This is a genomic window from Acinetobacter sp. 802_lipA, from assembly GCF_058242885.1.
The window spans coordinates 2,529,455-2,542,837 of sequence record NZ_JBZAYP010000001.1; the positions used below are offsets into that span (position 1 = coordinate 2,529,455).

The window sequence follows — 13,383 nt, forward strand, 5'->3', positions numbered from 1 at the left end:
GTTCCGCTTACTGAAGTACATCGGCTTAGGTGCCTGCTATCGACCGGGAGGCGTATGGGTCACGAATGCGTAGTCGAAAGACGCAATTCCCACCTCCATTACCGTTTTGGTTCGAGCGTATCAGCCATTTCCGCTCGTTCAACTTAACGATCGTTACGCAGATTCACATGTGTTCACCATACCGATTATCTAGCCCTTGTCCGGCTATGGCTGCCAGAAGGGTACGCCTCTCACGATTGATACCCCGCACCTTGCGGTGCCTCGTTACATTGTCGAAGGCGCTCTTTATTCAGCCTTCTAGATTCACCCGGTGACACGGGTGGTTCCCGCAGGGGGGAACAACTTCATTAAGCGACTTCGTGTCGCACTTCCACCCAATTATTGCAAATCGGTAGATTGCCATCATCCAGATAGCGGCTTAAAGCTGGCCAACGCTTCAGAGTGTAATTGATGGCCTTGGCGGTTGGAGAACTCGATGGCACCGTCAGTTGATGCTGGTTGAGCCATTCATACAGTTGTTGCATCACCGGTTGACTATGCTGTTGTCGGTATTCGCGGCGCTGTTCTGCTGTACCATCGGTCTTTCTCCTGAGTTCTGCTTCTATGGCATACAGTTTCTGAATCAGCACTAAGGCCTGTTCAGCGACCTGACTTTTCTTGGTCACATGCAGTTCATGGAATTTACGACGAGCATGCGCCATGCAGCCCACCTCAATGACTTGGCCTGATTTAAAGCGTGCTTTATAACCACTGTAATCATCACAGACCAGATGGCCCTGCCAGTCTTTCAGGAACGCTTCAGCATGCTGGCCTGAACGACTATCCTGAAAGTCATAAATCACGGCTTGAATTGGATTATATTGGGTTGTTGCATAGGCCCAGACATAACCTTTCTTCGGTTTTTTCTCATCATCACTCATCCGCATGATGGTGACCGGCGTTTCATCAGCATGGATCACCCGCTGTTGCAGCACCACCTCTTTTAAAGCATTGGCCAGAGGTTCCAGTTCTACACCGCAGCGACCTATCCAGTCAGATAAAGTTGATCTAGAAAGCTCGATTCCCGCCCGCTGATAGATCAGACGTTGACGGTACAGCGGTAAATGATCTGCGTATTTCGAGACCAACACATGGCTAAGCAGTTCAGGACTGGCAATACCTTTATCAATCACATAGGCGGGCATCGCTTGCTGAGTCAGGGTGTCACACTGATCACAGACCCATTTGCCACGCACATGCTGTTCCTTATAGAACTGTGCCGGTCTGAAATGTAGTTTTTCACTGATATCTTCGCCGATACGACGCAAGGTGCAGCCACAAGCACATTGGGTTGATGTTGGTTCATGCTCGATACGGATGGTGTGTAGATGATCGGGCAGCAGTCGACGTTTAGGTTTGTTGACTGTGGCTTTGTGTGTCGCTGCATCAGTTTTATCTGCATTCAGCCGTTCCAGTTCCAGATCAACAGCGGCAATATCTTCTTCGACCGCTTCATCCCACAGATGGATTTGTTTTGCGGTGAGATGTTCGTTTTTACTGCCAAATTTGTGCTGTTTAAATAGTGCGAGCTCATGCTCGTATTTTTGCGTGAGAATGGAAAGATGTTGAACTTTGGCATCCAATTGCTGGTTTGATTTTTCTAATTCTTGATTTGATTGTGCCAGAGACTGATGTTGCATTGCCAACTGTCTAGTAAATTCCAGCAGTTGTTCATGGGTCAGTTGGCTTAAATCAGGCAGTGTATTCATGACCGCAGTATGCCTGAGGTCATGAGAAGAATGAAATAGAACGTTTGGAGAATAGCAGAATGGACCAAGCTAGTTTAGAGCATTGTGACCAATTGCTGTCGTCCAATGCGCTGCCAAGGCAAACCCTGGATCAGTGCCTGTAACTGTTCTGGACTGAGTGCCAGGGTTTCACCCTGATGAACTTTAGCCCAGTGAAATTTGCCCTGTTCCAACCGCCGAGAACACAGCCAGATCCCCAGTCCATCATGTACCAGCACTTTCATGCGATGGCCACGTTTATTACAGAACAGGTAAGCACAATGCGGTTTAATGTAGCCAAAGGCTCTCACCACCTGAGCCATGGCCGTATCCATACCTGCACGCATGTCCATGGGCTGAGTAGACAACCAGATTTCATCGATACGGATCATGTTGTAAGTGCCTTGAGTAATTCTGCTAAAGCAGATATTTCTGATACTTGCCATTTCAAGCCAATTTCTGCTTTTGAGTGGGGTAAAGTAATTTGAACCGTTAACATGCCAGTAGAAATAGGATCTAATGGTGCGGAGCAAGATAAGGCAATAAATGCAGGTTTATTCGGTAGGGGTGAGCGATCATTCCCTGGCTTAGCATCAATTAAGCGAATCCATTTGGATACAAGATTTGTATTCAATCCATGTTGCAAAGCGACCGAAGCAATTGAAACCTCCGATGCTTTACACGCCTGAACGATCTGCTGTTTAAATTCAGCACTATATGTTCTTCGTATTATCGTAAGAGATGCGATGGATGTCTGATTATTTGTAGTCATAAATTTAAGTTCCCACTTGTTTTTAAGTGAGGACTAAATTAAGGCTTATAGGACGAATTCATAAGATGTGTTCAGCGGACGCTTACCATGAGGCATCCAAAACCCAATTTCTTTATCCCTAAATACCCCTTATCAACGATAAAAAAGGGCTTAAATTTTAATTTCCTCATGCTTTTTTTAAATATTTTAAAATCATGCATGCTTCCATGACTTCCACATACACTCAGTATTTCACCTGTTGTATAGTGCATAGATAGCTGAAATTTAAAGGTATGTCGCTTTTTTTTACCGCTATACCATTTCTTCTGTTTTTTTTGGACGTTGAACTAATATTTCAGTTGCATCAATCAGAACAACTTCCCAATCCACTTCATCTCGATTAGGAAGTTGTTTTGGCAAGTTAAATTTTCCAGAACGGATTAAGGTATCTTCAATAACACGTGTGATACGAATTGCACTCGTTTCAGATACACCGTAACTCATACCAAGATGGAAAAATGTTCGATATTCTCTCCAATATTCTATACATAAGAGCAAACGATCTTCCAACGGTAATTTATGCGGTCGTCCTTTACCAATATGACCAGGTAAATGCTTATTTAGCTCGGCCAACATGAGGTTAAATGTAGCCCAACTAACACCGGTAAGCCTACGAAAATTAACGTCTGATAATTTTTGAATATCTTTGAATTTCATCCAAGGATTATCCATTGAATTAAATAATTTTACTGATTAATTTAAGATCAAACAAATTGTACATTTTTTGATTTATGACGGAAGTCTATTATAAAAAGCTCTATCCGTTGATGGAGCTTTTGAGTTTGGTTAAATAGGTTGAAAAACACCCAACAAATACCTATCATAAGGTATATACCAAAACTGATGGAGTCGCTTCATGACTACCGCAAAAGTTTTTATGAGTGGTCGAAGTCAAGCTGTTCGCTTACCCAAAGAATTTCGCTTTGAAGGTACAGAAGTCGAAATTTTCCGTCGTGGCGATGAAGTGATTCTGCGTGAAAAACCAGTTACCGTAGATCGGTTATTTAAAGTATTAGCGCAAATGCCGAATGACTTTTATGCAGAAGAAAGAGTGGATGAACCACCACAGGAACGAGAAGAGTTCTAATGCAGACACAATATTTATTGGATACGAATATTTGTATCTACATCATCAAACATCAACCTGAAATTGTCCGTCAGCATTTTGAAAAACATCTCCCACATCGAAATATTTTAATTTCAGTCATTACTTTGGGGGAGTTGCGTTTTGGTGCAGAGAAAAGTCAGCAAAAAGAAAAAGCCCTCAAAGTGATAGATGAATTAACCTCAATGATTCAAGTGGTTGAGTTAGATGAATATGTCGCTGACCACTATGCACAAATACGTCACGATCTTTCATCCAAGGGACAAATTATTGGTGCGAATGATTTGTGGCTTGCCGCGCATGCACGTGCGAATAATTGGGTGATGGTGACCAATAATGAAAAAGAATTTTTGCGTGTCGATGGATTGCAGATCGAAAATTGGGTGTCTAACATCTTGTAAGACGTTTAGATTTTCTATGGAAATTATTTCTTGCCCAAATGCCATCATCATTTGTCGAAATGATCAATAGACATTCATCATAAAATGCATATACTAGTAAGACCATTTTCTAAACATATGGAGAACAAAAATGGTTACTGCTGGCGAAAAACCTGGAACAGGCTTCTATTTTTGTGTTCAATGCGGACACCGCGTCTACTTAGAAATTGGTACAGATCGTTTACCCCCGTGTACCAAATGCCAAGGCAATCAATTTAACAATAAGAATGCCTAAGCCAAAGATTTAACAGTTACCCACTGTTTAAAAGAAAAGCCCTATCACCCGATAGGGCTTTTTGCTAAGTTATAAAAAAGATAAAAACATCCCGACTTAGGCGATATAGGAAAAGTACATGGAAACCATATTAGGACTTTGTATCGGCATTGGCTTAAGTGCTGCCTGTGGCTTTCGTGTCTTTGTCCCACTCTTGGTCATGAGCCTTGCATCTATTATGGGATGGTTCGAACCCATGCAAGGTTTTGAATGGTTAAGTATGCCATCGGTATGTATCGCCTTAGCGATTGCAACTGTCTGTGAAATCGCAGCCTATTACATACCATGGGTCGACAACGCTTTAGACACCATTGCAACGCCAGCCGCAATGGTCGCAGGCACCCTCACCACTATGGCGGTCAGTAGCGGAGAAATGTCGCAGTTTGCCAGTTGGGCTGCCGCAATCATTGTCGGTGGCGGTACAGCAGGCGCCGTGCAAATGAGTACCGTTGCCGTTCGAGGGGTGTCAACCGCGACGACAGGCGGGGTCACCAACCCACTGGTGTCTACAGTGGAGTGGGTGGGTGCCGTTTTATTGTCCGTGCTTTCACTACTGGTTCCAGTCTTGGTGGTGATTGTGGGCATTATTTTGGCGATCTGGGCCGTGCGTTGGTTTAAACGCAAAAAACAAGAAAGTATCAGCACACCTTTATAGTTTCAGTCGTTTTCTTATGGTGTTGCTGGGCCTCTAAATTTAAAGATAGAGTGGCTAATTTTTCGCTTATGTGGACATCAATTCTTTTAGGTTGATATGACTTAGAGGTCAGTTTCACTTTTAAAATAATGATTGATTTTTATACGGAATCCGTTTAATTTTATAAATACATACTTTTTGTATGGGTTTGTTTGTAGTTGAACTTTATAAAAATTATTCGGGGAACTGTAAATGATAAAATTTATTGTAAATGAACAGCCTAGTGAAAAAGGCATCCATCATATTCATAATGCATCCTTAGGCTGTACAGATTTACCCAGCTCGGAGGATCAAATTTTGATTGGTTATTTTGCCAATTATGAGCTGGCTTATAAACGGGCAAGAATGAACTGGCCCAGAGAAAAAGTCGAAGGTTGTGACAAGTGTTGTTTCAAATAGCCAAAAGCAAAAAAGCTCTGCGAATTATGCTGAGCTTTTCATTGTTGGATATGGAGGTTCTATTTTTTAAGCATTACAACATTAATGAATTTCAACTCGGGTCGTGACCTTAATTTTTCGACACTCTCGGTCAGCTTCGAGTAGTGAGCGAATTTTAAAGTCAGAAAATCGCACTACTCGGTTTTGCATAGCAAACTGTTCAGGTGTTTTAATTTCTAAGCACTGAAAGGGACGCAGATTTTTTAGGATGTGCTTCTGTTTATCCGTCATGTTCTGTGTCGATAAGTACACATAGCCTTTGGTGGTTTTTAACAACACTTCATGTGGCTGTGCTTCAGTTGAGCTGGTGACTTTAACGATATGTGTTTTTAACACTTTGCATGCACTGAGGGAAAGTGCAAGACACAGCATCAATAGGGTAGTTTTGGTTTTCATGATGATGCGTATTTGAATGGTCTTTCTTCACTTTAGCCGAAAGTTTTCAACGGCAGCAATCAAAATATGACACTGATACGGTCATCTGTTTTAATTCTAGAGCATTCTACAAATAGGCTTCTGATAAATGCTAATCTGTAGCACAGATGCCAAAAATGAAGCATTCATTAGCGCGCTCTTTTCCCTACTTTATTTAAAAAAATTAACAAAACTATGAAAAATCAGTTCATTCAAACTTCTCTAATGTTCGCTGCAATGTTGGGTATATCCGCCAATATATATGCTGAGAACTTAAGCGCAGAGGACGTTCAGCGACAAAAAGCCACCAGCCAGTACAAAGCTTACCTTCCCGCAAAATATACGGTATTTGAGGTCGTGCAAGGGGACTTAAACAAAGATGGCTTGAAAGATGTGGTTTTAATCGTCAAAGGTACAGATCCGAAACAGTGGGTCACCGATGAATACCGCGGAAAACTAGATCGCAACCGCCGTGGTGTGATTGTGCTGTTGAATACAAAAGGGCGCTACCAAAAAGTCGTTCAGAACCTGTCACTGTTTTCTTCAGAAAATGAAGATGGCGGTGTGTACTTTGCGCCTGAGTTGGTGCCCTCTATCGAAAAAGGCCTGTTAAAACTACATTATGCACATGGTCGTTATGGATATTGGGCCTATCAGTTCCGTTTAGAAGGACGTGATATGCGTCTGATTGGCTATGACAGCTCCGATAATTTTGGCCCTTATGTGAACAGTGAAACCAGTGTCAATTTTCTCACCACTAAGAAGCTAGTCAGAGAAAATCTCAACAAAGACTCGGATAGCGACCCTAAATTTAAAGAAATATGGAGCAAAGTGAGTGTTGCTCCGATGTATTTGAGCAAAATTCAGGACATCGATGATCTGAGTCTTGAATAGTGTTGGCTTAGTTTTTGCTAACTTATATTTCAAAAATGTACTTTTATGAGTGACGTGAGTCTAGGGCATCAGTCACATGACTGCTTGATCATGTATAGGGGAAAGCGATGGAAAGTAAAGAACTGGCTTTGAGTGTTGAAGAGAAACCTAAGCTGAGTACAGCTGCTCATTTGATGGCAGGCTGGCCTTTGTTTTTAGTGATGATTGGTGGTGCAATCGGTGGAGCCTTAGCTGTGGTTGCGTATGTGATTAACCGAAAAATCTATCTGTCTCAGCTCAGCAATATGCAAAAGGTGCTTGCCAATTTACTCTGTGGTATGTCCGCGATCAGTTTATGGTGGTTTATTGCAACGTGGTTGCAAGGTTATATGGGGACTTAAACGTTCTGAAATGATGGTGTAAAAAATGATAGAAGTTCATTTTTATGCGATGAAATAGATGATTCAAGTGTCATTATGAATGTTTTTATCAAATCTAATTTTATTTATGGAAATATTTTTCATCATCGCTTGAAATTAGCCGATCTTAGGAAATTCATCCCGTACCAATTTGCTTAATATAGCGTTTAAGGGCACAGGAATCGAAAAGAGTAGTTTGCGACTCGTTATCTATCAGATCAGCGTCGTACTTACCCACAAGGTCTCGATTCGGCTTAGGACGCTATAGATTATCCATTTATAGGCAAAAGTTTAGAACTTACCCAGTTTTAATCGTTGAAGTTATCTCCTGATCCCTAAAAACTACATGATAAAAACAACACGATAAAAGACACGTCCATTTAAATATTTTCTTCCACTTCGAAACTTCTATATTGCCCCAAATTTATCCAAATATTTGCTCTAACTGTGCCAAAACAAATTGGCGCTTTGGTTTGCGAACACGGCTTTAAAAAAATTGCGATTTGATAACATTGGAACGCTTTGAGTTCTGCTATAACCATTAAAAGTCTGATAAAAATATGGAACAACAATGAAAATATATGTCACCAGTATCATGGTCGATAGCCAAGAAAAAGCCTGTCAGTTTTATACAGAAAAACTCGGTTTTAAAGTCAAACATGATGTTCCTGTGGGTGATTATCGTTGGCTGACCTTGGTTTCACCCGAAAGTCCAGAGGGTGTTGAACTGCTACTGGAGCCTGATGCACATCCTGCGGCACAGCCGTTTAAGGCCGCAATTAAAGCAGATCTAATTCCCTATACTTCTTTTCAAGTAGATGATCTCGATGCGGAATATGAGCGACTCAAAAACTTAGGGGTACGCTTTACCAGTGAACCGATGCGGGCAGGAAAAGTTAAAGTTGCAGTCTTTGATGATACATGCGGGAATCTCATTCAGCTGATGCAGGTCTGCGCAGGAAGTTGAATTTCTCATCTGTGATGCAATAAAGAAATAAAATCCTGAGAAAAGCGCTTTTATGTGAGAAAAAAATCATAAATACGCTGCATTTGGGAAAATATTTTTTAGATAACCTGAAAGCCAAGATTTTTTTCCAAAAATAGCCAAAAAGACTTTATCTTCGGGAAACAATCCCGCCCTTGGATTGTTAAATTATATCTCAAGGGTGTGACGGGATCGAAAAGAGTAGCATGCTACCAGTGGCGCAAAACGCGTGAGTAGTACTTACCCAAAAGGTCTTGATTCGGCTTAGGACGCTATAAATCAAAAGTTTATAGGCTATAAGATCATCACTTACAAAGTTATGATAGTTGAAGTAAACAACATGTTTTCCCAGACACCCTAAAAAATTTGAACTCGAATAAAATATAAATCAAAAAAAATAAATTTTAATATTTCCCGCGAAAACCGAAAAATCCTGCTGTTGTAGTTTCACTTACATCATTTTATTTTAAGCTTTCAATCGAATCAGCGCTGCTAAAAAGCTGGCTTTATATAGGGTGATGGGCGCCTAGGATTAAGCTGTTTTCGATATTTGGTGAATGATTGACAGCAGAAACACAGCTTGCTATTTTTCGCGCTCGCTTTTGTATGCTGTTATTCCTATGGCTCTAAATGACAACTTTATATATTCACCACCCCAAGAAGACTTGGTGATCGTTTATGAAGACGATGATTTGGTGGTGATTGAAAAGCCTGCGGGCTTGTTGTCTGTGCCGGGACGTTTACCAGAACACCAAGACAGTGCCTATTTACGGGTTTTAGCTCAGTATCCACATGCCAAAATTACCCATCGTTTAGATATGGCGACCTCGGGAATTTTAATGTTTGCCAAGCACCGCGATGCCGAAGTCGCCGTCAGCAAAATGTTTCAAGCCCGCACGGTGGATAAACACTATATTGCTTTAGTTCAAGGCCAGTTGGATGCCGAAGGCTGTGTTGAAGTGCCACTGATTACTGACTGGGAAAATCGACCACGGCAGATTGTGCACTTTGAACTGGGTAAGCCTGCAAAAACGCTTTATCAAGCTCTTAGCTATGATACTGAGACCGATATTACGCGAGTTTTACTGACCCCGATTACGGGGCGTTCACATCAGCTCCGTGTGCATATGCAATATATTGGGCATCCAATTACAGGGGATAAGTTGTATCACCCTGAGCCGACACGGAGTCCATTAAAACGTATGGCTTTACATGCCAGTTTTCTCGCCTTTCAGCAGCCTTTAAGTGGAAAAGCGGTTGCGATTCATGGACGAGTGCCATTTTAACTGTGTCACACTTTAACTATATTTTGAGAAATACTTAAAATTTGGGATATCAGGTCGTTTAAAAAACCGTTAGCGTAAGTTGTGTAAGTATCCTTTTATCCAGTGTGCTTATCTTTGTTGAAATTAACATTTGAGTTTGGCTTTTGGGCCATGATCACGATTGATTGAAATTGAATGAAAATAGGTTTGTCTGTTTCAAGGCTTACTGTTCGAATTTGATGTGTTCTTGCAGCGGAGTCTTTAAAAGAAAAATGACTTTCCCGTAAGGAGATAGGCCATGCTTTATGTATTTGCTGTCATTTTTGTCCTGCTGTGTGCGGTTATATGTTGGCAAAAAATACACAGCCTTGCCCAAAAAAAGAAGATTGAATCCTTAGAAATCAATTTAGAGCGTAGTCGAAACAGTTTAGAAGTTTATGAACAGCAGCAAAGTGAATTACAACATCGGCTGACCAGTTTAAGAATTGAGCTTGGAACACTCAGACAACGTAACGAAACTTTGAGTCCTTACCAAGAAATTATTGATGTCGAACACTATGTTATTGAACGGCACAACCAAGTTGAATTGTTTGCTGAAATGGTTAAATTTGATGCTGAACAAATGCTCAAACAATGTCGGCAGCGCATCGAAAAAGTACATCACTTCTTAACGGAATATGAGCGTAAAGCCAAAGAAATGAGCATGCTGCGGGCCAGAGAAAAACTGGGTGCTTTTTTTCACATGGCTGAAGAACGACAACATCTGGCTGAAATATCAAAGGCCTTACATCATAAGATTGAAACCTACAGCCAGAGTTATCAACTGCCTTCGGAGCAGTTATTAGATGAACTCATCGAAGGCTATGGGAAAACAGATGCGGCCTGTCATCTACTGAAAGTTCGGCAACAGGTGATTCGTGCGGTTGAGCAAAACGACGTTGTGACCTGCGCCTTTATGGATGAGAATCGGCGATTATCGATGATGGTGTTGGTTTCACAGTTATTTAATACGAAAGCAGACTTATATTTACAACGTGTGAGCAAAGATAATCTTGGTCTTTTGATTCAAGCTTTGCAGGATGACTTTACCCTGATCAATCACTATGGTGTGGCTTTCGGTCATACTCGGATACAAGAGAGTTATCTGGCTTTGCGTTTAAAAGAACTAAAATTTGCGGCCATACTAGAAAGCCTAAAAAGCAGTGATTTACAGTTTCAAGGGGACATTTTAGTTGAACATCGGGTTTTACAATAACGTGGCAAAGTCTGCGTGAAATAAAGTCCAAACAACCTTCGAAAAATCAGATGTAACTGCTATAAAAATGAGCAAAATATGCTATGTTGAAGTCACTATTTTGTCACTTGCCAACGATATATTGGCTAAAAAGATAACAAGGACATACGCATGACACGTGATTATGAATTATATCCAGATGATGATAACGGAAATGTACTTTGGCAAATGGCTGAGGATGGTGATGACCTATCTGAACCGCATGAAATAGAATATTCGATTGCCTTTCAAGAGCAGTCACAAGCAGAAAAGTGTGCGCTGTATTTATTACAAGAAGAGCAAAAAATCACTTTGTTTGTCGATGAAGAAAGTGATGTATCTGAGTGGATTATTACCATCTATGTGTATATGGAACCTGAGTATTCAGACATTGTCGACTTAGAACAATGGTTTACTAAAATTGCAGAACAGTTTGGTGGCGAATATGACGGCTGGGGCTGTATGGCCTATGTCTATGACGACGAAGATGACGAGGACTATGAGCAAGGTCAGGCCTAAGAAATAGTCAAAGTTAAAGCATGTTGGAAAACATGCTTTTTTTATTGGTGGGTAGAAAAGTCAGAGGGCCAAGTTTGGCTATTTAAAAAAAGATGCACAAAAAAATACAGTATGTGGGTTTGGGCGTTTTAAACTAAATCTGAATATTTGAAAAGAACGAGAAAAATCATGTCAAATAGTGTTCAATTACACCGCGTATTTAGTGCGCCCGTCGAGCGCGTCTATCGTGCTTTTACCACCGCAGATGCTTTAGTGAAGTGGATGGCACCACATGGCTTTACCGCACATGTAGATCAGTTCGATCTGCGTGAAGGTGGTCAATATCGCATGTTTTTTACCAACTTCAGTACAGGCATGCAGCATTCATTTCATGGCACCTATCATGAAATCGTTGAAAACAGTTTATTACGCTATACCGATGAGTTCGATGTGCCTGAACTGGCAGGAAAAATTGAAGTGCGTGTTGAGTTTAAAGAAGTATCTGTCGGTACAGAGGTTCATATTACGCAGTCTGGTTTACCCGATGTGATTCCTGTCGATGGCTGTTATCTGGGCTGGCAAGAGTCATTGTAACTCTTGGCTTTTTTAGTGAATCCAGACATTCCCGATGAATAGTGCATTGTCATCGTTGAACAATAGAATAAGTTGCATAAAAGAATAAAAGGAGTTTTGCATGCCAATACGCATGAAGCGGATTTATGCACCTGTCGAGGCAGAGGATGGCAAACGGGTTTTAGTCGATCGGTTGTGGCCACGAGGGGTCTCAAAACTTGAGGCCAAAATAGATGAATGGCCAAAAATTCTCACACCATCCAATGAACTACGGAAATGGTATCACCAAGACATGGTGGCACACTGGGATGAGTTTAAAGTCCGTTATATGAAAGAACTGGAAGCACATCCCGCCGAGTTGAATGATTTACGCCAACTGGCAGTACGTGAGCAAATCACTTTACTCACCGCAGCCAAAGAAGAACAGCATAACCATGTGGTGATTTTGAAGCAGTGTTTGGAACAAAAGTAAGTATTGAGCTGATGCTACTACAGGGGAAATTTATATTTTCCTAGGCTTTATTTTATTCATCCCATGATAAGGCTAAAGCCTTAAAATAAATATGTGATTCGCATCGCTTTCGTCTGAAAAATGCTATATTGGCGTTTTGAGCAATGTGAATTGCTTATTTTTTTTATTTTTGAGGTTTTTATGTCTTTACCCAACTGCCCAAAATGCCAGTCCGAATATACCTATGAAGATGGTGACTTGCTGATATGCCCTGAATGTTCAAACGAATGGAAAGAGGGAGAAGCAACTGAAGAAGTGGTGGCAATTAAAGATGCCAACGGCAACTCACTTGCTGACGGAGACACGGTAACGGTGATTAAAGATTTAAAAATTAAAGGTTCGTCATCGGTGGTGAAAGTCGGAACCAAAGTGAAAAATATTCGTTTACTGCCAGATGCCGCAGATGGTCATGACATTGACTGTAAGATTGACGGTGTCGGTGCGATGAAACTGAAATCTGAGTATGTGAAAAAAGCCTAATCCGCTGAGTTTGTAGTTCGAGATTAAAACGGAGTCAATTAGACTCCGTTTTTGTTTTTTGGCCATTTTGAAAAGACATTAAGCGTTGAAACACTAGCACAGCATGCTATAAAGATAAAAACCTGTTGAAGAATACGCTATGCCACATATCCACCTTGAATATTCAGACAATATCGACACCCTTGAAGTTAAGCCGATATTATTGGCTCTAAACCAAGCTTTGTTGGATGGTCAGTTTGTACAATCGGGCAACGACATCAAAAGTCGTGCTATTCGACAGTCCGATTTTGTGATTGGGGTAGATGGAGATGCGCAGGCTTATTTGCATGCCAAAGTGTCTTTATTAAGCGGACGAGATGAAGCCACCAAGTGCGCCATTTCGAGCCAGTTACTTAAAACCTTGCAGCAAAACTTTACCGCTCCTCAGGATTTAACGGTACAAATTTGTGTAGAAATTATTGAAATGCCAAAAAGCAGTTATAGCAAATTGGTATTAAAAGCATAAAATTATGAAGAGTTCCAAACCGTTTATTGGGCCGATATCACGTGTCATTTAAACGGTTT

19 protein-coding genes and 2 pseudogenes are annotated in these 13,383 nt (G+C 41.1%); 15 read left to right on the forward strand and 6 right to left on the reverse strand.

Annotation, left to right across the window (positions count from 1 at the left end; all coding sequences use genetic code 11):
- Positions 1-368 precede the first annotated feature (368 nt).
- From tnpC to AC4CU3_RS12550, 5 genes and pseudogenes are all read right to left on the reverse strand, one after another.
- A pseudogene (tnpC, locus tag AC4CU3_RS12530) lies at positions 369-1,748 on the reverse strand (IS66 family transposase); the annotation flags it as partial.
- 74 nt (positions 1,749-1,822) lie between these two features.
- Positions 1,823-2,158: an IS66 family insertion sequence element accessory protein TnpB gene (gene tnpB / locus AC4CU3_RS12535; protein ID WP_205667427.1), complete on the reverse strand. Its 336-nt coding sequence runs from the start codon at positions 2,156-2,158 to the stop codon at positions 1,823-1,825.
- A complete protein-coding gene (locus AC4CU3_RS12540) occupies positions 2,155-2,538 on the reverse strand; it encodes a transposase (RefSeq protein WP_058951668.1) in 384 nt (127 codons plus the stop codon). The genes tnpB and AC4CU3_RS12540 overlap by 4 nt, the downstream gene beginning before the upstream one ends.
- A 71-nt stretch (positions 2,539-2,609) precedes the next feature.
- Positions 2,610-2,792: pseudogene (locus tag AC4CU3_RS12545) on the reverse strand (hypothetical protein); the annotation flags it as partial.
- Positions 2,793-2,829: 37 nt separating this feature from the next.
- Entirely contained in the window at positions 2,830-3,153 is a 324-nt protein-coding gene (locus tag AC4CU3_RS12550) for a helix-turn-helix domain-containing protein (RefSeq protein ID WP_490738261.1), read from the reverse strand.
- A gap of 280 nt (positions 3,154-3,433) precedes the next feature.
- Between AC4CU3_RS12550 and AC4CU3_RS12555 the strand changes: the two genes are divergently transcribed.
- The 5 genes from AC4CU3_RS12555 to AC4CU3_RS12575 all read left to right on the forward strand — a co-directional run bounded on the left by AC4CU3_RS12555 (position 3,434) and on the right by AC4CU3_RS12575 (position 5,489).
- Positions 3,434-3,664: an antitoxin gene (locus tag AC4CU3_RS12555; protein ID WP_201952338.1), complete on the forward strand. Its 231-nt coding sequence runs from the start codon at positions 3,434-3,436 to the stop codon at positions 3,662-3,664.
- Positions 3,664-4,083, forward strand: a complete 420-nt coding sequence (gene vapC, locus AC4CU3_RS12560) for a type II toxin-antitoxin system tRNA(fMet)-specific endonuclease VapC (protein ID WP_201952335.1) — start codon at positions 3,664-3,666, stop codon at positions 4,081-4,083. The genes AC4CU3_RS12555 and vapC overlap by 1 nt, the downstream gene beginning before the upstream one ends.
- Before the next feature lie 130 nt (positions 4,084-4,213).
- Positions 4,214-4,357 (forward strand): zinc ribbon-containing protein, encoded by a 144-nt coding sequence (locus tag AC4CU3_RS12565; protein ID WP_004695201.1) that lies wholly within the window; start codon positions 4,214-4,216, stop codon positions 4,355-4,357.
- Between the two features lie 118 nt (positions 4,358-4,475).
- Entirely contained in the window at positions 4,476-5,051 is a 576-nt protein-coding gene (locus tag AC4CU3_RS12570) for a DUF4126 domain-containing protein (RefSeq protein ID WP_201952332.1), read from the forward strand.
- Positions 5,052-5,282: 231 nt separating this feature from the next.
- The gene (locus tag AC4CU3_RS12575; RefSeq protein WP_005400272.1) at positions 5,283-5,489 is read left to right on the forward strand and encodes a hypothetical protein; all 207 of its coding nucleotides are present in this window, start codon (positions 5,283-5,285) and stop codon (positions 5,487-5,489) included.
- A gap of 81 nt (positions 5,490-5,570) precedes the next feature.
- Here AC4CU3_RS12575 and AC4CU3_RS12580 read toward each other — a convergent pair whose 3' ends face one another.
- Complete coding sequence (locus AC4CU3_RS12580; protein WP_279043402.1) at positions 5,571-5,924, reverse strand: hypothetical protein; 354 nt, start codon at positions 5,922-5,924, stop codon at positions 5,571-5,573.
- 255 nt (positions 5,925-6,179) lie between these two features.
- Between AC4CU3_RS12580 and AC4CU3_RS12585 the strand changes: the two genes are divergently transcribed.
- From AC4CU3_RS12585 to AC4CU3_RS12630, 10 genes are all read left to right on the forward strand, one after another.
- Positions 6,180-6,836, forward strand: coding sequence for a hypothetical protein (locus AC4CU3_RS12585; protein ID WP_490738262.1), 657 nt, complete (start codon positions 6,180-6,182; stop codon positions 6,834-6,836).
- 107 nt (positions 6,837-6,943) lie between these two features.
- Positions 6,944-7,216 carry a hypothetical protein gene (locus AC4CU3_RS12590; RefSeq protein ID WP_159153323.1) on the forward strand — a complete coding sequence of 91 codons (273 nt, stop codon included), beginning with the start codon at positions 6,944-6,946 and terminating at the stop codon, positions 7,214-7,216.
- A 589-nt stretch (positions 7,217-7,805) separates the two neighbouring features.
- Positions 7,806-8,201, forward strand: coding sequence for a VOC family protein (locus AC4CU3_RS12595; protein WP_010327416.1), 396 nt, complete (start codon positions 7,806-7,808; stop codon positions 8,199-8,201).
- A gap of 638 nt (positions 8,202-8,839) precedes the next feature.
- Positions 8,840-9,505, forward strand: a complete 666-nt coding sequence (locus AC4CU3_RS12600; RefSeq protein ID WP_279043398.1) for a pseudouridine synthase — start codon at positions 8,840-8,842, stop codon at positions 9,503-9,505.
- Positions 9,506-9,782: 277 nt separating this feature from the next.
- Positions 9,783-10,739: an SNIPE associated domain-containing protein gene (locus AC4CU3_RS12605; protein WP_279043396.1), complete on the forward strand. Its 957-nt coding sequence runs from the start codon at positions 9,783-9,785 to the stop codon at positions 10,737-10,739.
- Between the two features lie 150 nt (positions 10,740-10,889).
- Positions 10,890-11,276 (forward strand): ribonuclease E inhibitor RraB, encoded by a 387-nt coding sequence (locus AC4CU3_RS12610; protein WP_004695219.1) that lies wholly within the window; start codon positions 10,890-10,892, stop codon positions 11,274-11,276.
- A 168-nt stretch (positions 11,277-11,444) separates the two neighbouring features.
- Positions 11,445-11,849 (forward strand): SRPBCC family protein, encoded by a 405-nt coding sequence (locus AC4CU3_RS12615; protein ID WP_279043394.1) that lies wholly within the window; start codon positions 11,445-11,447, stop codon positions 11,847-11,849.
- Between the two features lie 100 nt (positions 11,850-11,949).
- Positions 11,950-12,300 (forward strand): DUF488 domain-containing protein, encoded by a 351-nt coding sequence (locus AC4CU3_RS12620; RefSeq protein ID WP_004983061.1) that lies wholly within the window; start codon positions 11,950-11,952, stop codon positions 12,298-12,300.
- A 180-nt stretch (positions 12,301-12,480) separates the two neighbouring features.
- Positions 12,481-12,819, forward strand: coding sequence for a zinc ribbon domain-containing protein YjdM (locus AC4CU3_RS12625; RefSeq protein WP_279043392.1), 339 nt, complete (start codon positions 12,481-12,483; stop codon positions 12,817-12,819).
- A gap of 139 nt (positions 12,820-12,958) precedes the next feature.
- A complete protein-coding gene (locus AC4CU3_RS12630) occupies positions 12,959-13,324 on the forward strand; it encodes a 5-carboxymethyl-2-hydroxymuconate Delta-isomerase (RefSeq protein WP_078389055.1) in 366 nt (121 codons plus the stop codon).
- Positions 13,325-13,383 lie beyond the last annotated feature (59 nt).

Excerpts from the sequence above, each read along its gene's own strand:
- AC4CU3_RS12565 (WP_004695201.1), top strand. The coding sequence starts at position 4,214 with ATGGTTACTGCTGGCGAAAAACCTGGAACAGGCTTCTATTTTTGTGTT.
- AC4CU3_RS12615 (WP_279043394.1), top strand. The coding sequence starts at position 11,445 with ATGTCAAATAGTGTTCAATTACACCGCGTATTTAGTGCGCCCGTCGAG.
- AC4CU3_RS12580 (WP_279043402.1), bottom strand. The coding sequence starts at position 5,924 with ATGAAAACCAAAACTACCCTATTGATGCTGTGTCTTGCACTTTCCCTC.
- AC4CU3_RS12605 (WP_279043396.1), top strand. The coding sequence starts at position 9,783 with ATGCTTTATGTATTTGCTGTCATTTTTGTCCTGCTGTGTGCGGTTATA.
- AC4CU3_RS12540 (WP_058951668.1), bottom strand. The coding sequence starts at position 2,538 with ATGACTACAAATAATCAGACATCCATCGCATCTCTTACGATAATACGA.
- tnpB (WP_205667427.1), bottom strand. The coding sequence starts at position 2,158 with ATGATCCGTATCGATGAAATCTGGTTGTCTACTCAGCCCATGGACATG.
- AC4CU3_RS12550 (WP_490738261.1), bottom strand. The coding sequence starts at position 3,153 with ATGTTGGCCGAGCTAAATAAGCATTTACCTGGTCATATTGGTAAAGGA.
- vapC (WP_201952335.1), top strand. The coding sequence starts at position 3,664 with ATGCAGACACAATATTTATTGGATACGAATATTTGTATCTACATCATC.
- AC4CU3_RS12555 (WP_201952338.1), top strand. The coding sequence starts at position 3,434 with ATGACTACCGCAAAAGTTTTTATGAGTGGTCGAAGTCAAGCTGTTCGC.
- AC4CU3_RS12590 (WP_159153323.1), top strand. The coding sequence starts at position 6,944 with ATGGAAAGTAAAGAACTGGCTTTGAGTGTTGAAGAGAAACCTAAGCTG.
- AC4CU3_RS12600 (WP_279043398.1), top strand. The coding sequence starts at position 8,840 with ATGGCTCTAAATGACAACTTTATATATTCACCACCCCAAGAAGACTTG.
- AC4CU3_RS12620 (WP_004983061.1), top strand. The coding sequence starts at position 11,950 with ATGCCAATACGCATGAAGCGGATTTATGCACCTGTCGAGGCAGAGGAT.
- AC4CU3_RS12610 (WP_004695219.1), top strand. The coding sequence starts at position 10,890 with ATGACACGTGATTATGAATTATATCCAGATGATGATAACGGAAATGTA.
- AC4CU3_RS12575 (WP_005400272.1), top strand. The coding sequence starts at position 5,283 with ATGATAAAATTTATTGTAAATGAACAGCCTAGTGAAAAAGGCATCCAT.
- AC4CU3_RS12625 (WP_279043392.1), top strand. The coding sequence starts at position 12,481 with ATGTCTTTACCCAACTGCCCAAAATGCCAGTCCGAATATACCTATGAA.
- AC4CU3_RS12570 (WP_201952332.1), top strand. The coding sequence starts at position 4,476 with ATGGAAACCATATTAGGACTTTGTATCGGCATTGGCTTAAGTGCTGCC.
- AC4CU3_RS12630 (WP_078389055.1), top strand. The coding sequence starts at position 12,959 with ATGCCACATATCCACCTTGAATATTCAGACAATATCGACACCCTTGAA.
- AC4CU3_RS12595 (WP_010327416.1), top strand. The coding sequence starts at position 7,806 with ATGAAAATATATGTCACCAGTATCATGGTCGATAGCCAAGAAAAAGCC.
- AC4CU3_RS12585 (WP_490738262.1), top strand. The coding sequence starts at position 6,180 with ATGTTGGGTATATCCGCCAATATATATGCTGAGAACTTAAGCGCAGAG.